This window comes from Bacillus sp. Y3, assembly GCF_008123875.1.
Taxonomy (GTDB): Bacteria; Bacillota; Bacilli; order Bacillales; family Bacillaceae; genus Bacillus; species Bacillus altitudinis.
The window spans coordinates 337,310-356,561 of sequence record NZ_VSSC01000003.1 but is presented as its reverse complement, the minus strand read 5'-3'; the positions used below and the strand labels follow the sequence as shown (position 1 = coordinate 356,561).

The following is a 19,252-nucleotide window of genomic DNA, read 5'->3' as shown; positions in this document are numbered from 1 at the left end:
CAGTCTTTAGACTGATAACAAGATCTGCATAGCAATTGGAGGAGTATGCGCTAAAATATGCGCATTACTCCTCTTCTTGCTTTTTTTTCCAGATTTGATAATCTAAAAATTCACGAAATTGCTTTTTCGAAACCCCTGATGTCATTGCATCTCGAACTAGTTTTTCCCATTCACTATCTAATTGACCATCGTATTCGGTTTCATCATTTTCGTTTAACAGTGTATGAACCGAGACGTCCAGAACAGCGGAGACTTTTTCAAGAAATTGAATGGAGGGGTTTGTTTGCAAGTTTCTTTCTATTGAACTTAAATAAGACTTCGCTACCCCAGCCTTTTCGGCCAGTTCTGATAGTGAGTAGCCTTTTTCATTGCGGTATTGTTTAATACGCTGGCCAATCAATGTCATCACCTTCCTTTCGATATTATAGCACATTCAGAAAGGTTTGATAGAATGACTTCTTGCCATAGGGGGAGACTCAGAGGACTTTTCGCGTGATTTGAGAAAATGACGGACTTCTTCTACTGTTAGTCCTGCTTTGCGCGCTTCGCGTAATAATTGAACCCATTCACTGTCTAATAACTTCGTTTTCTTTTCCATACAAATACCCTCCTAAAATACTGAATCGTGTATTTCAGGCACTTAACGCATGAAATGGAAAAACACAGGTGATAAGACCTCATAGATTGCTTGCGTCATGTTTCCGCCCAATACAAACAGACAAACGTTGCTTTTGATTGATCGAAAATTTGATATCACATGAAAGGGGGGGAGACATGCTAAGTCAGCCCCCTCTTTTTTGCTGTAAGTAAAAAAGTCCGCCATTTTCAATCGTAAGACTGATTTTTGGTTCGTATAAAGTTTTAAGTGCTTGTCTTTCTATTTCATATTCTACAGATGTGTCTGAAGTCCCTTCATAAAATTGGTTTAAAAGTTCCGAGTCTTCTTTCCACTTTTGAACAGCTCTTACCGCCCAATCATCCGGCTCTTCATTGGCATAACGTTCCATCAGGCTGTAAAGCCGTTTGACGCCGCTCTCTGGCTTAATCATCGTACTCATTGTGAAGCAATAATCAGGAATTTGAGACGATAGCTCACGCGCTTCCAGCTTCTCTTGAAATTGTTCGATGACTTCTCCGCGTATTAGATGAAGTCCAAGAGACAGCAGTTTGTCTTTTTTACGGTCTGCCAGATAGGATATTTTGACATTGAGACCAAGCCACGGCTCCAGTGCGATCTGGCTGTTTGTGAGCGGTCTGACTTTTTCGTACAGCCGAATAAAACGGCCTTGCTGTTTCACAACCTCGAATATTTGGAATAAACGAGGGGAGCCGAAGTGGACAAATTCTCCTTCGACCGAGTCATCAGCTTTTTTTTGATCTGTGATCAAAGTCAATTGCCGCGGCTCAGGTACGCCTCCCGTTTTTTCGAGCCAATGCCAATAAAAAGGGCGGTTCATGATCAATTTATCCATTTCGATTGTCAGTTGTACGGTCAGGTGCCCTGCACTTTCTTCAAGTATGTCGCATTGATTTGCCTGAAAGAAACGGAGAAGAAATGTGTGAATCTCGCGCTGCTCCATTGGTCAACTCTCCTTTATGAACCTTGCTGTCTTTCTTCTAAAAGCGGTGTTTGTGTTTCTGTTAAATAGGAAGCAAATTGGGTTAATTTCTTTTTCATGTCTACGTCAGACTCGTGCTGGAAGAGAATTTGATGTAATTCTGTTTCAGCATCTTGGATATCAATTCGGGTTAAAATATCATCTAGATCGCCAATGACGTTTTCAAACAGCTGAATTTTTTCATATAAAAGTTTTAAAATATGTTCTTCGACTGTCCCGCTGGTTGCCATATTGTAAATGTGAACATCCCGCTCCTGACCGAGCCGGTGAATACGTCCAATTCTTTGTTCCAAGCGCATTGGGTTCCACGGAAGGTCGTAGTTGATGATTTGGTTGCAAAACTGAAGGTTGATCCCCTCGCCGCCTGCTTCTGTCGCGATGAGCACTTGCGCCCGCTCTCTAAATAAATCTTTCATCCAGTCTTTTTTACTCCGTTTAAACCCGCCTCGAAAAGGGACCGAACTGATGCCGTTTTGCTGGAGAAACCATTGCAAATAAATTTGTGTCGCGCGGTATTCAGTGAAGATAATGACTTTTTCATTTAATTGCTGAATGAGTTTAACGACTTCAAGTGCTTTAGAATTTTGTTCTACCTGGTTGATTTTCTCCATGATGTGCATCATCGCAGAAGCACCTAGAATGTGTTTTTCCTCTTCTTGCATTTTTTTAATGGTCATATAGACGGCCTCACGACTTGAACAGCATTCTCGTTCTAAGGTCATAATTGAAAACATGTGCTTCGTATAGGAAGGGTTTTCTTTTAACTGACAAATTTCATCATATAGTGCTTGTTCTGTCGGGGAGAAATCAATAGAAATCGTCTTTACATGCCGCTTCGACCATTCGATGCCAGTGTCTTGTCTTCGGTTTCGAATCATCACTTTATTGACTAACTGTTTTAGCCGGTCATGGTCCTCAAGTTGAAGGTCTTTTTTGGCAAAGAGGTCTTTAAACTGTGTTTCATTACCTAAATGGCCTGGCTTCAACAGAGAGACGAGATTAAAAATTTCTCCTATCCGATTTTGGATAGGTGTGGCTGTGAGCAGAAGGCAGAACTTTTTATTCAAATTTCTCACAAACTCATAGTTTTTCGTTTTATTGTTTTTCAGTTTGTGTGCTTCATCAATAATGACCATATCGTAGGAGATGGATAAGATCGTGTCTCGATGCGGCTGTCTTTTGGCTGTATCAATTGAGGAAACCACAACATCGCACTGCTCCCACACATAGCTCTTTTTTTGCTCGACAGCATCTATGTAAAATTTCGTCCGCAGTTCTTGTACCCATTGAGACACAAGGGATGCGGGTACGAGAATGAGAATCTTCTTGGCAAGTCCGCGAATCATGTATTCTTTGATAATCAGTCCTGCTTCAACGGTTTTTCCAAGACCCACTTCATCTGCTAAAATGGCTTTCCCATTCATCTCTTCTACGACTCTTCTAGCGACTTCGAGCTGGTGTTTTAAAGGAGTAAATGCAGGCAGGTGCGCAGGTGCTTGCAGTCCTTCAAATGAATCAATGGCTGTCACTTTTTGTACCTGTGCTGCTAAACGGTACATATCCCAATTCGCCCAGGGACCGTCTGCTGTAAGCCGCTTTTGAAATTCACTTGCCCATTTTTGATCAAAGATCGTTTGAATATTCAATGTGACCGCCTGCCTTTCTGGTAGAGTGATGATAAAATCGTTCTGTTTTTAAACGCTTCATTTTTTGATAGCGATTTAAAAGATGTTATATATCAATAAAAGCGAACGATAATGAATGATTATTTTAAAAATGTTAATGATTTTTCTGTTGCTCTTCATCCATTTCTAATGGTAGGATGTTGGTAAGTGATCTAGAGAATAAGTCACCCATTTTGATAGTATGTCCAATAAAGGTGAAGAATATGAGCGGATGATGGTATGGGGAGAGACCTAGCGGTTATTTTGCACTGACAGGCGCCGAAGGAGCAAGCTGAATTGGTTCAGTGAATCTCTCAGGCAAAAGTACTCTTACCGGACGCAACTCTGGAGAGTGTTTGCGCAGCGATTTTTAGCAAACCACCAAAGGGGAAAACGCACAATGATGTTGTGCTGTAAACTTTCAGGTGCAAGGACAGAGACTTCTTTTTGATAAAAGGGAGCGCTCTGTCCTTTTTTGCTGTGATTTTTTTCTGAAAATTCAGCTTGTGATGTGCACTGTAAGAAAAAAGGGGGAAACGATTGATGTTGAAACGAACACCGCTTTTTCATGCGTATGAAACGTTTTGCGCAAAAACCATTGACTTCGGGGGCTGGGAATTACCTGTCCAATTTTCTTCCATTAAAGAAGAACATGAAGCTGTTCGAACAAAAGCAGGGCTGTTTGACGTGTCTCACATGGGTGAGGTGGAAGTCACAGGTCAGGGAGCCCTTCCTTTTTTACAAAGGTTATTAACCAATGATCTGTCAAAGCTGACAGACGGTAAGGCACTATATACAGCCATGTGTTATGAGGATGGCGGAACGGTGGATGATCTGCTTGTCTACCAAAAAGAAAAGAACAACTATTTGCTTGTGATCAATGCTTCAAATATTGAAAAAGATGTGGATTGGCTGTTGAAACATCAAGGTGAGGAAGACGTTTCGATTAAAAATGTCTCTGATCAAACTGCCTTGTTAGCCCTTCAAGGACCTCTTGCTGCTGACATCATCAAAGATGTTGCGGATGAAGAGGTAACATCACTGAAGCCATTTACGTTTTTATCAAAAGCAATCATTGCGCAAAAAGAGGTGCTTGTCTCAAGAACCGGCTACACAGGAGAAGATGGCTTTGAAATCTACTGCCAGTCAGAAGATGCTGTTCACCTTTGGACCGCTTTATTAGAAGCCGGACAGCCGAAAGGATTGATTCCATGTGGGCTCGGTGCACGTGACACCTTAAGATTTGAAGCAAGACTTCCGCTTTATGGCCAAGAGCTCACGAAGGATATTTCTCCTTTAGAAGGCGGCATTGGTTTTGCTGTTAAAACGGATAAAGAAGCAGATTTTATCGGAAAAGATGCACTTAAAAAACAAAAAGAAGAAGGACCGAAGCGAAAGCTTGTCGGGATTGAAATGATAGATAAGGGGATTCCGCGGACAGACTATCCAGTCTTCTCAGGAGATAAGCAGATTGGTGTAGTCACAACCGGTACACAATCTCCAACATTAAAGAAAAATATTGGGCTTGCCTTGATTGAAACATCAGAGGCGCAGCTTGGGACAGAAGTGGAAGTGCAAGTTCGTAAAAAACGTCTAAAAGCCAAAATCGTCGCCACACCATTTTATAAAAGAGCCAAATAACGAGGAGGAATAGAGGATGAAGCACAGGTATTTGCCGCAAACAGAGCAAGATCAAAAAGAAATGCTGGATGTCATCGGTGTTCAGTCAATTGATGAGCTTTTCTCAGATATCCCAGAGAAAGTCAGATTCAAAGGTGCGTACAACATTAAAGAAGCCGCATCAGAAACAGAGCTAGTGCGGGAATTGTCTCGTCTTGCTGCAAAAAATAAAGATACAGTGGCTTATGCCTCGTTTTTAGGTGCTGGTGTGTATGATCATTACCAGCCTGTGATTGTCGATCATGTGATTTCACGTTCTGAATTTTATACAGCGTACACACCTTATCAGCCTGAAATTTCTCAAGGTGAATTGCAAGCAATCTTTGAATTTCAAACAATGATTGCTGAGCTGACCGGTATGGATCTTGCCAACTCCTCGATGTATGATGGCGGAACGGCATTAGCTGAAGCGGCGATGCTGGCTGCAGGACATACAAAAAAGAAAAAGATTGTGGTATCTGAGACGGTTCATCCTGAATCAAGAGCGGTGCTGAAAACATATGCGAAAGGACAGCATATTGAAGTCGTCGAGGTACCTGCGCGAAAAGGTCAGACCGATCTAGCTGCATTAGAAGAAGCCGTCTGCGACGAAACAGCAGCGGTCCTTGTACAATACCCAAACTTCTTCGGTGTTGTCGAACCGTTAAAAGACATTGAACCGATTGCACATAAAGGGAAAAGTCTGTTCATCGTCTCAAGTAACCCACTTGCACTTGGTTTACTGACACCACCAGGAAAGCTTGGGGCAGATATTGTCGTTGGTGATGCGCAGCCGTTTGGCATTCCAGCTGCATTTGGCGGACCTCATTGTGGATATTTCGCTGTGACGAAAAAATTAATGCGGAAAGTGCCGGGGCGTTTAGTCGGGCAAACAGAAGACGAGAACGGTGTGCGAGGATTTGTGCTGACCCTTCAAGCGCGCGAGCAGCATATCCGAAGAGACAAAGCGACTTCAAATATTTGTTCGAACCAAGCATTAAATGCGTTAGCCGCTTCTGTTGCGATGACGGCGCTTGGGAAAACAGGTATCAAAGACATTGCCTATCAAAATGTACAAAAGGCCCATTATGCTAAGACGCAGGCAGAAAAACATGGGTTACAGGCTGAAATAGAGGGCGCTCATTTTAATGAATTTGTGTTGAAACTGAATGAACCTGTGAAAGAAGCGAATGAGCGATTGCTTGAAAAAGGAATCATCGGTGGATATGACTTGGGACGTGATTATCCAGAGCTTCAGCAGCATATGCTCGTCGCTGTGACAGAACTAAGAACAAAAGAAGAAATTGATACGTTCATCAAGGAATTGGGGGATCGTCATGAATAAACAAGATCAGCCGCTTATTTTTGAATTATCCAAAGAAGGAAGAATTGGTTACAGCCTGCCTGATTTAGACGTACCTGAGGAGAAGCTCCCAGATTTATTTGATGAAGCGTATATCCGCCATGAAGATGCGGAGCTGCCAGAGGTTTCTGAACTGGATATTATGCGTCACTACACAGCATTATCTAGGCGTAATCACGGGGTCGATTCTGGCTTTTATCCTCTAGGCTCTTGTACGATGAAATATAATCCAAAGATTAACGAAAAGGTGGCACGTCTTGCAGGTTTCTCGAACGTGCATCCACTTCAAGAGGCAGACACTGTGCAAGGTGCATTAGAGTTACTTTATGATTTAGGTGACCATTTAGAAGAAATTACAGGAATGGACGCTGTGACATTACAGCCTGCGGCAGGAGCACATGGCGAATGGACGGGGCTCATGATGATTCGTGCATACCATGAAGCAAGAGGAGATCATAAACGAACAAAAGTCATCGTGCCTGATTCTGCTCATGGAACAAATCCCGCATCTGCAACAGTAGCTGGATTTGAAACGATTACGGTGGCATCTAATGAACATGGGCTTGTCGATTTAGACGACCTGCGCCGTGTGGTCAATGAAGAAACGGCGGCGCTCATGCTCACAAATCCAAATACACTCGGCCTTTTTGAAGAAAATATTTTAGAAATGGCTGAAATCGTCCACGGAGCAGGCGGGAAGCTTTATTATGATGGAGCGAACTTAAATGCTGTATTAAGTAGAGCAAGACCGGGGGATATGGGATTTGATGTGGTTCACTTAAATCTTCATAAAACCTTTACAGGTCCACACGGAGGAGGAGGCCCTGGTTCAGGTCCTGTGGGTGTGAAAAAGGATTTGATTCCATATTTGCCAAAGCCAGTGCTTGTGAAGAAAGAAGATGGTTATTTCTTTGATTACGATCGTCCAGATTCCATCGGCCGTGTGAAACCGTTCTATGGGAACTTTGGTATCAATGTCAGAGCGTATGCGTATATCCGCTCTATGGGACCAGACGGCTTAAAGGCTGTAACTGATCATGCGGTGTTGAATGCAAACTATATGATGCGCCGCTTATGTGCTCATTATGATTTGCCATTTGACCGCCACTGTAAGCATGAATTTGTCCTTTCAGGTAAACGCCAAAAGAAACTAGGTGTGCGGACACTGGATATTGCCAAACGATTACTTGATTTTGGCTATCATCCGCCAACGATTTACTTCCCGCTAAATGTAGAGGAATGTATCATGATTGAACCAACTGAAACAGAATCAAAAGAAACCCTTGATGCATTTATTGAAGCGATGATTCAAATTGCAAAAGAAGCGGAAGAGAACCCAGAAATCGTACAGGAAGCACCACATACAACCGTTGTGAAACGAATGGATGAAACAAAGGCTGCACGGAATCCAGTGCTGGTTTTTGAAAGAAAATAAAAAGACTCATGGGGGCAATAGCTCCCAGAGTCTTTTTTGTTAGTTCTTTGTTTTAATGCGGCCGCCCCATTTTTTAAAGCCGCCCTTTAAATTATAAATCTCACGACAGCCATTTTTACGTAACGTTTGAGCAGCCTTTCCGCTTCTCAAATTATTTTGGCAATAGAGATAAACAGGCTTGTCAGGGCGTATTTCATTTTTGCGCTGCTTTAATTGTGAAAGGGGAATGTTTCTTGCGCCTAAAATATGTCCGCCTTCAAACTCATTTGGTTCTCTCACATCAATGAGTTGGGCTTTGCGGTAACCTTTGATAAATTCTGCTTCCGTCAGCGTTTTCATTATGCGCTGCTGATAAATGTAACTGCCGATGGAATAAAGAACGAAAAGTCCACAAAGTGAGAGGACGATATAGTTGAATATTGGCAATACGACTCGACTCCTTCTTGAGCATCAGCACAGTCACCTGTCTGATGGTACGTTTTAGACAAATACTATTATAGTAAAGCAAAAGAAACTTGTCATCATAAATGGTAAGAATTATTTTCAATTCCTTCCCTATTTGATAGACTGATGAAGAGAGAAAATCGGTGGTCACCACCATTATCTAACATTGACTACGTAAAAGAGAAGGGATTTTATATGCAAAAAGAGAAATGGTGTTTCATTGATACAGGAAACCAAGACCCTGCCTTTAACATGGCAATGGACGAAGCCTTGCTTTATTGGCATAGCGAGAAGCTGATCCCGCCTGTGATCCGTTTTTATGGTTGGAATCCAGCGACATTATCTGTTGGATATTTTCAACATGTTGAAAAAGAAATCAACATGGAAGCGGTTGAGCGCTATGGTCTTGGATTTGTCCGCAGGCCTACAGGAGGCCGCGGCGTTCTTCATGATCAGGAATTGACCTACAGTGTCATCGTGTCAGAAGAGCACCCAGAGATGCCGGCGACGGTGACAGAGGCATACCGCGTCATTTCAGAAGGGATTTTAGAGGGCTTTAAAGAACTGGGACTCGATGCGTATTTTGCCATTCCTCGTACAGAAAAAGAAAAAGAAAGCTTAAAAAATCCAAGATCGTCTGTCTGTTTTGATGCGCCTTCATGGTACGAGCTTGTTGTAGAAGGCAGAAAAGTAGCAGGCAGTGCGCAAACAAGGCAAAAAGGTGTGATCCTCCAGCATGGCTCGATTTTAATTGATCTTGATGAGGACAAATTGTTTGATTTATTTCTGTATCCAAACGACCGGGTGAGAGAGCGGATGCAGCGCAGCTTTAAAAACAAAGCGGTGGCGATCAATGAAATTTCAGATCGAACATGTACGATAGACGATGCGCGTGTTGCATTTAAACGAGGGTTTGAAAAAGGATTAAATATCGAGCTTGTGCCTTATGAGCTGACAGATGAAGAGTTGGCATTTGTTCATCACCTCGCCAAAACGAAATACGCCACAGATGATTGGAATTACAAGCGTTAAGACGAAGGACTCTTCTTGTTTTTTAATGGGCGATGGTGTAGAATTGTTATGATTATTAAGTAAAGGTGCATTTTGGAGGGGTTTTATGACTACACCTAGTATGGAAGATTATATTGAACAAATTTATATGCTGATAGAAGAAAAAGGATATGCAAGAGTATCTGATATTGCAGAAGCCCTCGCTGTCCATCCCTCCTCTGTAACAAAAATGGTTCAGAAGCTAGATAAAGATGAATACCTCATTTATGAGAAATATCGTGGTCTAATTTTAACCCCGAAAGGCAAAAAAATTGGAAAACGTCTCGTATACAGACATGAACTGCTAGAGCAATTTTTAAGAATCATTGGTGTAGATGAAGAGAAAATTTATGATGATGTAGAAGGTATTGAGCATCATCTCAGCTGGAACAGCATTGACCGCATCGGCGACCTCGTCCAATTCTTTGAAGAAAACGATGAGCGATCCGTTCAGCTGAAAGCGATTCAAAAGAAAAACGAACAAACAAATCAAGAATCTTAAGAAAAAGGACACCTGGCGAAGGGTGTCCTTTTAAATTGTTGACAAAGGGGTAAAATGTACTTTATTTTAGCTCTTTGTCTTCTTTTCAGCGTGAAAGAAAACCTTTGCAGTCTAGGAAGGACGAGCATCGGAGCGGAGCGAATTTGACATTCGTGAGCACCGGAGCGCAGGACTGACACCGAATGCGAGGGTTTGTCTACACGCTGAAAGGACACCTGGCGAAGGGTGTCCTTTTTGAATATAGTTCTAATGAAAGGCAAATGCTCCTACACTATTAATAGTGTGACAGAAAAGGGGGCTCCTTGATGAAGATAGATGGTGTGTTCTCAGGTGGAGGCATTAAGGGTGCAGCACTTGCAGGCGCCTATGAAGCGCTTGAAGCAAGAGGATTTCAATTTGTCCGTCTCGCTGGAACGAGTGCGGGAGCGATCATTGCTTCACTCATCGCAGCGGGTTTTACGAGTCAGGAGATTCGGGAGCTGTTAGACAAAATGGATGAGCATCAATTGCTTGATCGAAGGTGTCAATTCATCCCGTTTAAAATGCTCAGGTGGGTGTCTATTTATTGGCGTCTTGGCCTTTACAAAGGTGACCGTCTAGAAAAATGGCTGACAGACGTGTTAAAACGAAAAGGCGTCACCGTATTCGGGGATCTGAAAAAAGATACGCTCAAAATCGTCGCTTCTGATTTAACAAATGGCAAAATCCTTGTCCTTCCAGATGACCTTCCTTCCTATGGATTAAATCCAGAACGGTTTTCTGTTGCCAGAGCCATTCGGATGAGCTGCAGTCTGCCGTATTTTTTCGAACCTGTCAAACTGAGGTCTTCAAAAGGAATTTGTACCATAGTGGATGGCGGCGTGCTCAGCAACTTTCCGATTTGGCTTTTTGCTGAAGAGAAAAAAAGACCGTTTGTCGGTGTCACATTAACCCCAAACGAAAAAGAACGCCCTCAACATTCCATCCGCAATGCGTTTGAACTGTTTGGCGCTCTATTTGAAACGATGCGTGGTGCTCATGACGAAAGACATATTGCCACAAAACACGAACGTCATATTATTTTTATTCCTGTAGAACACGTCATTGCCACTGATTTTCAGCTGATGACAGAAAAGAAAAGGGCGCTCGTCGATCTAGGCAGACAGAAGGCCGAGCAATTTTTAAAGAGCTGGACATTTTAAAATAAGGCGCGATTTTTCTTTTTGTTTTTCTTGCCTTCAATGACTGTCAAATGTGTTTGGCTTTTCTTTTTGAGAAGGACGGGCTTCGACTTGTGGTCAGTCGGCACGCTTCGCAAATGAGTGACCCGGTTTTTCATCTGGCTTTTCGTTTTTGGTTTAGGCTGCTGGTAGCGACGTTTTGATTGTTTGACTGCTTTACGATAAAGATTTCCTTCTGTTCCAGTTCTTCGATTCATCAGCCATCTAAATAAGAAAAATAGAACCGCTCCAACGATCACAACTGATAGCAGCATTGTAAAGAGTCTGCTTGGATTCGTTGTGAGTAAATACACAAATCCCAAAACACCTAAAGCGAAAATAATGGTAAAAGCAGGATGTACTCGGCGATTCATAACTGTCCACCTCCGAAAGAATTTACCGGATTTATAAACTAGATCACTTGATGAGCAGAATCTGATGCTTGTTTCGCAGATGCTTCCTCTAAACGAAGAAGTTCATTAAAACTTGCAATGGCTACCTCGACTTGATCATCAGAGGGTTCTTTTGTTGTGAGCAATTGCAGCCAAAGGCCAGGATAGCCAAGCACTTTAAGCACTGGCACGTCACGGAGTTTGTTTGTGAGCTGAAGCACTTCAAATGAAATGCCCAGAACAACCGGAATAAGCGCCAAGCGATTCAGAACTCTCACCCATAAAGGATCTGTCGGTACGAGTAAATAGACGAACATGCCGACAATGACAGTGAATAAAATAAAGCTGCTGCCGCATCGATAATGCAGGCGAGATTGGCTTTGGACATTTTCCACTGTGATGTCAAGATTCTGTTCATAGCAGTTTATGACTTTATGTTCTGCCCCATGATATTGAAATACCCTTTTAATTAAAGGGGTCATGGAAATAAAGTAAATATAGCCTAATAACAGGATCAATTTAAAGAATGTTTCCACTGCAATTTGTGCGAAGTTTCCAGAAAACACCGGACGCACAAGTTCAGCTAAAAAGACAGGCACTAAAGTAAAGACAAATTTACTAAAAAGAAGAGAGAGAACTCCGATCACAGCAATGCCGAAGATCATTGATAATTTCGAGCTTTTTTGTTCTTTTTCAAGAGAATGATCTTCAGAAGGATCTAAGTCATAGCGCTCGCTGGAGAAGTTTAAGTGCTTACTGCCGTTTGCGCTTGCTTCAACAAGTGCAGCAACACCCCTGACAAAAGGGATTTTCTTAAGAAAGGCGGTTCGTTTATTGGAGGTCCGGGGAAGCTTTAAAAACTCAATCGACTCATCCTTACGCCGAATCGCTGTCACATAGTTCATTTTACCTCCGAACATGACACCTTCCACAACTGCCTGCCCTCCATATGCTGGAGGTTTTGTTTGATTGGACATATTTCATCAACCTGCCTGTTTCCTGTAATTTACATGCATTTCCTTATACCTTTATTGTACAGGAAAAGAGGGGAAATCACTAGCTCACAGGTCGATTATCTACTAGAATTCTATCTACCTCTTTTTAGCCAGTATACCCTGTTATAAAAATTTTACACTCTCGCACGGAAATCCTTTTTTTTCATGACATTTTGGACATACTACTTGCTGGAGGTGTTTATATGAAACGTGATGAAAAGAAAAACCAAGAAGAAAAAAATCAATCAGTACAAACGTCTTCAATGGTGGCAAGGGCAGCAGCCACAGGTTTTGTCGGCGGAGTTTTTTGGGGCTTTATCGGATTTCTGACCCATGTGTTTCATTTTTCAGAGGTGAGTCCAAATATGCTGTTGCAGCCATTTGTGCTTGGTGAATGGAAAAAAGGCGGACTTGGTACATTTATGAGTATTGTACTTTTAGGGATTTTATCTATTGGGGCAGCCTTTATTTATTATGGACTGCTCAAACGGATCAAAGGTTTTTGGATGGGACTGATTTATGGAGGGATTTTGTGGCTGCTTGTTTTTTATGTATTTAATCCTATATTCCCCGATGTGAAGCAAGTGCAAGATTTGCAGCAAAGCACCATTGTGACGACATTTTGCCTATATATTTTATATGGCATGTTTGTCGGATACAGTATTTCATTTGAATACAATGAATTAACGAGTCAGAAGCTTGCAAGGGCACTCGGGAAAAAGACAGAATAAAGTGTAAATCCACCATTCATATGATAAAATTATTTTTGGAAACGAAAGGTTTCTAAGGAAAAAGAAACAGACATCGATATAGAGTGAATTAGGGTGAAGGAGTGGTCATATGCCTCATTTTCTAGTGCTGAATGGGCCCAACTTAAATAGGCTCGGCAAGAGAGAGCCAGGAGTTTATGGAAGTAAAACATTAACAGATTTAGAAACGGATTTGTTTCAGTTTGCAGAAAGAGCAAATATTCAATTGACGTTCTTTCAATCGAATCACGAGGGAGATTTGGTCGATGCGCTCCATGAAGCAGAAGATCAGTACGATGGCGTCGTGTTTAACCCGGGTGCTTTTACCCACTATAGCTATGCACTGAGAGATGCCATTGCAAGTATTACGTTACCTGTCATCGAAGTACATATCACAAATGTTCATAAGAGAGAGGAATTCCGCCATCATTCGGTTCTTGCTCCAGTATGCCAAGGTCAAATCGTTGGACTTGGTTTAGAAGGATATAAATTGGCGATTCGTTATTTAGTCAGTGAAGGGGGAGCAGTATCATGAAACTTGAAAAACTAAGAAAACTTTTAGCTGAATTAGACATAGATGGTTTAGTGATTACGAGCAGCTTTAATTTACATTATATGACAAGTTTTACTGGATCAGCCGGTCTTGCCATCGTTTCAAAGGATCGTGCCGCCTTTATTACGGATTTTCGTTACACGGAGCAAGCCAAGGATCAAGTAAAGGGCTATGACATCATTGAACATAAAGGAAACATTGTGGAAACTGCTGTCCAAACGGCAAACGAATTTGGGGTGAAACGTCTTGGTTTTGAACAAAACCATATGACATTTGCCACCTACCAGCAGTACTCGGGGAAAGCAAGCGGTATCGAGCTTGTTCCAGTCTCAGAATCAGTTGAAAAGTTGCGCTTGATTAAGTCTAATGAAGAGATTAAGATATTAGAGGAAGCTGCGAAGATTGCAGATCATGCCTTTGATCATATTCTCACGTACATCAAGCCGGGCCTGACAGAAATTGCGGTCATGAACGAGCTTGAATTTTTCATGAGAAAAGAAGGGGCAGAAGGATCTTCATTCGATATGATTGTTGCCTCTGGCGTTCGTTCAAGCCTGCCACACGGGAGAGCGAGCGAAAAGGTGATTGAATCTGGCGACTTGGTGACACTGGATTTCGGTGCCTATTATAAAGGCTATTGTTCAGACATGACAAGAACCATTGCTGTAGGAACACCAAGCGACAAATTAAAGGAAATTTATCATATCGTATTAGAAGCAGAAAACGCTGGTGTGGATAAAATCAAGCCAGGCTTAACAGGAAAAGAAGCTGATCGCATCACACGAGACATCATTGAAAAGTATGGCTACGGTCAATACTTCGGGCATTCGACTGGACATGGTCTTGGTATGGAAGTACATGAAGCACCTGGCCTTTCCTCACGCTCAGATGTCGTGTTAGAAGAGGGAATGGTTGTGACAGTTGAACCAGGCATTTACTTGCCGGATGTCGGCGGCGTGAGAATTGAGGATGATATTGTCCTGACAGCTGACGGCAATAAACGATTGACCCACTCACCGAAAGAACTTATCATATTATGATGGTGAAATGTAGGAGGATGACAAAATGATTTCAGTAAACGATTTTCGTACAGGCCTGACAATTGAAGTGGACGGCGGTATTTGGCGTGTAGTGGATTTCCAACACGTAAAACCAGGAAAAGGCGCAGCGTTTGTCCGCTCGAAACTGCGTAACCTGCGTACAGGTGCGATTCAAGAGAAAACATTCCGTGCAGGTGAAAAAGTAGCGAAAGCTCAAATTGAAACAAAAACAATGCAATATTTATATGCAAATGGCGATCAGCATGTATTCATGGATACAAGTTCATACGAACAACTTGAACTAAGCGAAGCGCAAATCAAAGATGAGCTGAAATATTTGCTTGAGAATATGTCGGTTCAAATCGTCATGTACGGTGATGAAACACTTGGAGTAGAACTTCCAAACACTGTAGAACTAGAAGTGGTAGAAACAGAGCCTGGTATTAAAGGTGATACGACATCAGGTGGATCAAAACCTGCAAAAACAGAAACTGGTTTAATCGTGAACGTTCCTTTCTTTGTGAACCAAGGTGATAAACTAGTGATCAATACATCTGACGGTTCATACGTTTCAAGAGCGTAATGAACGGAGAGAGACTGTAAACCTCGTGTTTACAGTCTCAGCGTGTAGGCAAACCCTCGCATTCTTTGTCAGTCCTGCGCGCTGGTGCTCACGAATGTCAAATTCGCTCCGCGCCAGTGCTCGTTCTTCCTAGACTGCAAAGGTTTTCTATCACGCTGAAAAGAAGACAAAGGGCTAAAATCAAGTTCATTTTAGCCCTTTGTCAACTATCTGAGACTGTAAACTTCGTGTTTACAGTCTTTTTTTATTTGAAAAATAGGACGCCTCGTTATGACACCCCTTACTCTATTCTCTCATCCATCTCTCTTCCTTTTGAAAAACAAGACTACTTCTAGCTAGTGAAGCATATAGTGTAAAAAAAGCTGGAGGTTCTATATGAAACAATTTCTCCCGGGTATACACCCATCAGTCGCTGCCATGGCAGGGATGAGGTTTTTATCTGCCTCGATTGAACTGACGGCCGCCATCCTCATTTTAGTGACTAATGATGTGCGTAAAGCGGTTGTCATCAATAGTATATTAGCGATCATCGGGCCGCTCATTTTTATTATCACGATGACGATTGGAATCTATCAAATTGCAGGGCAGTTATCCTATGCGAAGCTTGTGTTTATTTTCATTGGTGTCGTATTTATTCTTGTTGGAATTTATAAGTGAAATGGCTTGGCATAATTAACAGCATACATCATACATTTTAGAGAAGAAAAAAAGGAGGGGAATTCGTTGCGGAGTTTGTTGGATATTCTCCCGCACTCAATTGGACAAGAACTCAGCATGTTAAAAGAATCAGAGTGGGCGCAAATAGAAGAAATCCGCATTCGCACCGATCGCCCAATTGAGCTGATGCAAGGAGGAAAACCCCGCTTTCTTTCTTATTATACAACAGGTGAAGATGCGGCTCAGCTATTAGGCAGGCTCAGTAATTACAGCATGTACACACTTGAGGAAGAGTTAAAACAGGGCTATATCACCATATCTGGCGGACATCGGGTTGGGCTTGCTGGAAAGGTCATCGTCGAAAATGGATTCGTCAAAGGCTTAAGAGATATTTCTTCATTTAATATTCGCATCGCAAAAGAGAAGATCGGAATTGCTCTGCCGTTTCTCCCTTATTTATATGAAAAACATTGGTGTAACACACTGATTATAGGTCCGCCGCAAACCGGGAAAACGACATTGTTGCGTGATCTAGCACGTCTTGTCAGTACAGGAACAACAGCCATTTCTCCTAGAAAAACAGGGATTGTAGATGAACGATCTGAAATCGCAGGTTGTATAAGAGGAGTGCCGCAGCATTCTTTTGGGCACCGGATTGATGTACTTGATGCGTGCCCAAAGGCTGAAGGATTAATGATGATGATCAGATCCATGAGCCCGGAAGTCATCATTGTCGATGAAATCGGAAAAAGTGAAGATGTACAGGCACTGCTAGAAGCAATCCATGCTGGAGTCACCATTATCGTCTCAGCTCATGGGTATTCACTTGAAGACTTATCTAAACGGCCATCATTTGAACCGTTATGGCAGCTTCGTGTGTTTGAGCGATATGTGGAATTAAATAGAGAAAAAGGGCCTGGCACGATCGGACGGATATTTGACCAAGATGGACAAGAGCTGAAGCGGAGGCGGGGAGTGGACGTATGTTAAAGCTTATTGGTGCTATTTTCATTGTTGCGGCTACGACATGGGGAGGATTCGAGTTTGCGAAGCGGTACAGTGATCGGCCAAAGCAAATCCGCCAGCTCCGATTTGCACTCCAATCTCTTGAAGCTGAAATTATGTATGGTCAAACTCCTTTAGCTAGAGCCGCTGACCAAATTGCGTCCCAAGTAGGACCGCCTGTGAATCGGCTATTTGAACAATTTGCAGAAAAACTCAACGTCGGAACTTTTTCTGCGAGGCATGCATGGAATGAAAGTCTAGAGGATGTATGGAAAAAAACCGTATTAAAAAAAGGCGAATATGAGGCGCTGAAGCACTTTGGAGAAACCCTTGGTCAGCATGATGTGACGGCTCAGCAAAAATATATCAAGCTAGCTTTAGGCCATTTGGCATCAGAGGAAAAAGAAGCTGAAGTTGCCCAAGCGAAAAATGAAAAAATGGTGAGAAGTCTTGGTTTTCTAAGTGGGTTACTACTGATTCTGTTATTGATGTGAGAGGAAGGGAGTCGAGAGCATGGGCGTTGATGTAAACGTCATATTCCAAATTGCAGGAGTGGGTATCGTCGTGGCTTTTCTCCATACGATTTTAGATCAAATGGGGAAAAAAGAGTACGCACAGTGGGTGACACTGCTTGGATTTATCTACATTTTATTTATGGTTGCTACCATTGTGGATGATTTGTTTAAGAAGATTAAAGCCGTATTTCTATTTCAAGGATAGGGGAGGGCTTACAAATCGAAATCATTCAAATTGTTGGACTTGGTTTAATCGCTACTTTTCTAGCATTAATCGTCAAAGAACAAAAGCCAACCTTCGCCTTTATGCTTGTTGTGTTTACTGGATGTGTCATTTTCCTTTATTTAATCGATCAAATCTATGCCATTATCTCCATGATTGAAAAAATTGCAGCAAGTGCAGGTGTCAATATGAAATACGTTGAAACCATTTTGAAAATCATTGGCATTGCCTATATTGCAGAATTTGGTGCCCAGCTCACAAAGGATGCGGGGCAAGGCGCCATCGCTTCAAAAATAGAGCTTGGCGGCAAGATTCTTATTTTGGTCATGGCGGTACCGATTTTAACGGTCATCATTGAGACGATCCTAGGTATGATCCCGTCCATGACTTGATGGAAAAGAGGTGATGATGATGAAACGGGTGACAGCTGTGCTAGGGTTTATGATGTTCTTTTGGATGATCGTTCCGTATGCAGGTGCAGAAGAAAGTGTGCCTTTATCAAGTGAAGAACCGGTCCCAGAAGAAGTTGCGGGTGGACAGGCTGATGCCTTAGAGCTTCATTCTATCAGTGACTTTTGGGAAACGATATTGGACGAGTATGGCGGCTTTCTGCCTGAAAGCCAAAAAGGTACAGTGAAGGAAATGATCGATGGCGATAAAGAGCTGTCTCCCCAAACGTGGCTGAAGGCTTTTGTTCATTATCTGTTTCATGAGCTGATTGCCAATGGAAAGCTCTTAGGCACACTTATATTACTCACCATCTTTTGTTCGCTTTTGCAGCTTTTACAAAATGCGTTTGAGCAAAGCACTGTTAGTAAAGTTGCATACGCTCTTGTTTATATGGTGCTTATCATTATTGCATTAAACAGTTTTCATGTTGCGATCTCTTATGCAACAGAAGCCATTCAAACGATGACTAGTTTTATTCTTGCTCTTATTCCTCTTTTATTAGCACTTATTGCCTCATCAGGCGGGCTTGTCTCAGCCGGATTCTTTCATCCTGTGATTTTGTTTTTAATGAACACGAGCGGGGTTTTTATTCAATATGTCGTTCTTCCGCTCATCTTTTTATCAGCGATCTTGAGCATCGTCAGTACATTGACCGAACAATACAAAGTGACCCAGCTTGCCCAGCTGTTAAGAAATGTCGCCATTGGCGGGCTTGCTGTTTTTTTAACCGTATTCCTCGGCGTCATTTCTGTACAGGGGGCATCTGCTGCTATCACGGATGGAATCGCTCTTCGCACAGCCAAGTTTATTACTGGAAATTTCATCCCTGTCCTTGGCAGAATGTTTACTGATGCGACAGATACCGTTATCAGCGCCTCTGTGCTGCTGAAAAATACGGTTGGCCTTGTAGGCGTCGCCATTTTGATTTCAATTGCGGCTTTCCCAGCGATTAAAGTGCTGTCGCTCGCTCTGATTTATAAATTGGCCGCTGCGATTCTTCAGCCTTTAGGAGGCGGGCCGATTATAAGCTGCCTTGATGTCATTTCAAAAAGTGTTCTTTATATATTTGCTGCATTAGCTGTTGTATCGCTTATGTTCTTTTTAAGCATTACCGTTATCATCACAGCTGGCAACCTCACCATGATGATGAAGTAA

Annotated in this window: 23 protein-coding genes and 2 riboswitches; of the genes, 16 read left to right on the top strand and 7 right to left on the bottom strand. The window is 42.3% G+C overall.

Features of this window, described 5'->3' with window-relative positions; all coding sequences use genetic code 11:
• Window positions 1–64: 64 nt before the first annotated feature.
• The 4 genes from sinR to FXF70_RS06825 form a co-directional block, all read right to left on the bottom strand.
• Window positions 65–400: a transcriptional regulator SinR gene (sinR, locus tag FXF70_RS06840; RefSeq protein ID WP_017357978.1), complete on the bottom strand. Its 336-nt coding sequence runs from the start codon at window positions 398–400 to the stop codon at window positions 65–67.
• 33 nt (window positions 401–433) lie between these two features.
• Window positions 434–598, bottom strand: coding sequence for an anti-repressor SinI family protein (locus FXF70_RS06835; protein WP_008342197.1), 165 nt, complete (start codon window positions 596–598; stop codon window positions 434–436).
• Window positions 599–782: 184 nt separating this feature from the next.
• Complete coding sequence (locus FXF70_RS06830; protein ID WP_007501215.1) at window positions 783–1,580, bottom strand: YqhG family protein; 798 nt, start codon at window positions 1,578–1,580, stop codon at window positions 783–785.
• A gap of 14 nt (window positions 1,581–1,594) precedes the next feature.
• Complete coding sequence (locus FXF70_RS06825) at window positions 1,595–3,265, bottom strand: DEAD/DEAH box helicase (protein WP_007501213.1); 1,671 nt, start codon at window positions 3,263–3,265, stop codon at window positions 1,595–1,597.
• Between the two features lie 250 nt (window positions 3,266–3,515).
• Window positions 3,516–3,623: riboswitch (glycine riboswitch) on the top strand.
• A gap of 3 nt (window positions 3,624–3,626) precedes the next feature.
• Window positions 3,627–3,722, top strand: a riboswitch (glycine riboswitch).
• 104 nt (window positions 3,723–3,826) lie between these two features.
• On the opposite strand from FXF70_RS06825, the gene gcvT reads away from it, so the two are divergent.
• Genes gcvT through gcvPB form a run of 3 tightly spaced genes read left to right on the top strand, consistent with a single transcriptional unit; the run spans window position 3,827 to window position 7,740 of the window.
• Window positions 3,827–4,924 (top strand): glycine cleavage system aminomethyltransferase GcvT, encoded by a 1,098-nt coding sequence (gene gcvT / locus FXF70_RS06820; RefSeq protein WP_148780029.1) that lies wholly within the window; start codon window positions 3,827–3,829, stop codon window positions 4,922–4,924.
• A 16-nt stretch (window positions 4,925–4,940) separates the two neighbouring features.
• Window positions 4,941–6,287 (top strand): aminomethyl-transferring glycine dehydrogenase subunit GcvPA, encoded by a 1,347-nt coding sequence (gene gcvPA, locus FXF70_RS06815; protein ID WP_035702787.1) that lies wholly within the window; start codon window positions 4,941–4,943, stop codon window positions 6,285–6,287.
• Window positions 6,280–7,740 carry an aminomethyl-transferring glycine dehydrogenase subunit GcvPB gene (gene gcvPB / locus FXF70_RS06810; RefSeq protein WP_148780028.1) on the top strand — a complete coding sequence of 487 codons (1,461 nt, stop codon included), beginning with the start codon at window positions 6,280–6,282 and terminating at the stop codon, window positions 7,738–7,740. The genes gcvPA and gcvPB overlap by 8 nt, the downstream gene beginning before the upstream one ends.
• 39 nt (window positions 7,741–7,779) lie before the next feature.
• On the opposite strand, the gene FXF70_RS06805 is transcribed toward gcvPB, so the two are convergent.
• Complete coding sequence (locus FXF70_RS06805) at window positions 7,780–8,160, bottom strand: rhodanese-like domain-containing protein (RefSeq protein ID WP_024718853.1); 381 nt, start codon at window positions 8,158–8,160, stop codon at window positions 7,780–7,782.
• A 219-nt stretch (window positions 8,161–8,379) separates the two neighbouring features.
• Between FXF70_RS06805 and FXF70_RS06800 the strand changes: the two genes are divergently transcribed.
• The 3 genes from FXF70_RS06800 (at window position 8,380) to FXF70_RS06790 (ending at window position 10,917) form a co-directional block, all read left to right on the top strand.
• Window positions 8,380–9,216, top strand: coding sequence for a lipoate--protein ligase family protein (locus FXF70_RS06800; protein ID WP_017357972.1), 837 nt, complete (start codon window positions 8,380–8,382; stop codon window positions 9,214–9,216).
• An 85-nt stretch (window positions 9,217–9,301) separates the two neighbouring features.
• Window positions 9,302–9,736, top strand: a complete 435-nt coding sequence (gene mntR, locus FXF70_RS06795) for a transcriptional regulator MntR (protein WP_003215946.1) — start codon at window positions 9,302–9,304, stop codon at window positions 9,734–9,736.
• Between the two features lie 305 nt (window positions 9,737–10,041).
• Window positions 10,042–10,917, top strand: a complete 876-nt coding sequence (locus tag FXF70_RS06790; protein ID WP_148780027.1) for a patatin-like phospholipase family protein — start codon at window positions 10,042–10,044, stop codon at window positions 10,915–10,917.
• Here FXF70_RS06790 and FXF70_RS06785 read toward each other — a convergent pair.
• Together FXF70_RS06785 and FXF70_RS06780 are read right to left on the bottom strand one after the other, a co-directional pair.
• The gene (locus FXF70_RS06785; RefSeq protein WP_007501201.1) at window positions 10,914–11,309 is read right to left on the bottom strand and encodes an SA1362 family protein; all 396 of its coding nucleotides are present in this window, start codon (window positions 11,307–11,309) and stop codon (window positions 10,914–10,916) included. The genes FXF70_RS06790 and FXF70_RS06785 overlap by 4 nt on opposite strands.
• Window positions 11,310–11,347: 38 nt before the next feature.
• Entirely contained in the window at window positions 11,348–12,304 is a 957-nt protein-coding gene (locus FXF70_RS06780; protein ID WP_017357970.1) for a DUF1385 domain-containing protein, read from the bottom strand.
• 221 nt (window positions 12,305–12,525) lie between these two features.
• Between FXF70_RS06780 and FXF70_RS06775 the strand changes: the two genes are divergently transcribed.
• The 10 genes from FXF70_RS06775 to spoIIIAE all read left to right on the top strand — a co-directional run bounded on the left by FXF70_RS06775 (window position 12,526) and on the right by spoIIIAE (window position 19,252).
• Window positions 12,526–13,053 (top strand): YqhR family membrane protein, encoded by a 528-nt coding sequence (locus tag FXF70_RS06775; protein WP_008342207.1) that lies wholly within the window; start codon window positions 12,526–12,528, stop codon window positions 13,051–13,053.
• 109 nt (window positions 13,054–13,162) lie between these two features.
• A complete protein-coding gene (gene aroQ / locus FXF70_RS06770) occupies window positions 13,163–13,606 on the top strand; it encodes a type II 3-dehydroquinate dehydratase (protein ID WP_007501195.1) in 444 nt (147 codons plus the stop codon).
• On the top strand, window positions 13,603–14,664 hold the full coding sequence (locus FXF70_RS06765) for a M24 family metallopeptidase (RefSeq protein WP_007501193.1): 1,062 nt from the start codon (window positions 13,603–13,605) through the stop codon (window positions 14,662–14,664). The genes aroQ and FXF70_RS06765 overlap by 4 nt, the downstream gene beginning before the upstream one ends.
• 25 nt (window positions 14,665–14,689) lie before the next feature.
• Window positions 14,690–15,247: an elongation factor P gene (gene efp, locus FXF70_RS06760; RefSeq protein ID WP_007501192.1), complete on the top strand. Its 558-nt coding sequence runs from the start codon at window positions 14,690–14,692 to the stop codon at window positions 15,245–15,247.
• Between the two features lie 375 nt (window positions 15,248–15,622).
• Complete coding sequence (locus tag FXF70_RS06755) at window positions 15,623–15,904, top strand: YqhV family protein (protein ID WP_008342211.1); 282 nt, start codon at window positions 15,623–15,625, stop codon at window positions 15,902–15,904.
• 66 nt (window positions 15,905–15,970) lie between these two features.
• On the top strand, window positions 15,971–16,894 hold the full coding sequence (gene spoIIIAA / locus FXF70_RS06750) for a stage III sporulation protein AA (RefSeq protein ID WP_148780026.1): 924 nt from the start codon (window positions 15,971–15,973) through the stop codon (window positions 16,892–16,894).
• Window positions 16,888–17,403, top strand: a complete 516-nt coding sequence (gene spoIIIAB / locus FXF70_RS06745; RefSeq protein ID WP_148780025.1) for a stage III sporulation protein SpoIIIAB — start codon at window positions 16,888–16,890, stop codon at window positions 17,401–17,403. The genes spoIIIAA and spoIIIAB overlap by 7 nt, the downstream gene beginning before the upstream one ends.
• Before the next feature lie 19 nt (window positions 17,404–17,422).
• On the top strand, window positions 17,423–17,629 hold the full coding sequence (gene spoIIIAC, locus FXF70_RS06740) for a stage III sporulation protein AC (protein WP_003153142.1): 207 nt from the start codon (window positions 17,423–17,425) through the stop codon (window positions 17,627–17,629).
• Entirely contained in the window at window positions 17,626–18,039 is a 414-nt protein-coding gene (gene spoIIIAD / locus FXF70_RS06735) for a stage III sporulation protein AD (RefSeq protein WP_087978339.1), read from the top strand. Before spoIIIAC ends, spoIIIAD begins: the two co-directional genes overlap by 4 nt.
• A gap of 19 nt (window positions 18,040–18,058) precedes the next feature.
• Window positions 18,059–19,252, top strand: coding sequence for a stage III sporulation protein AE (spoIIIAE, locus tag FXF70_RS06730; RefSeq protein ID WP_148780024.1), 1,194 nt, complete (start codon window positions 18,059–18,061; stop codon window positions 19,250–19,252).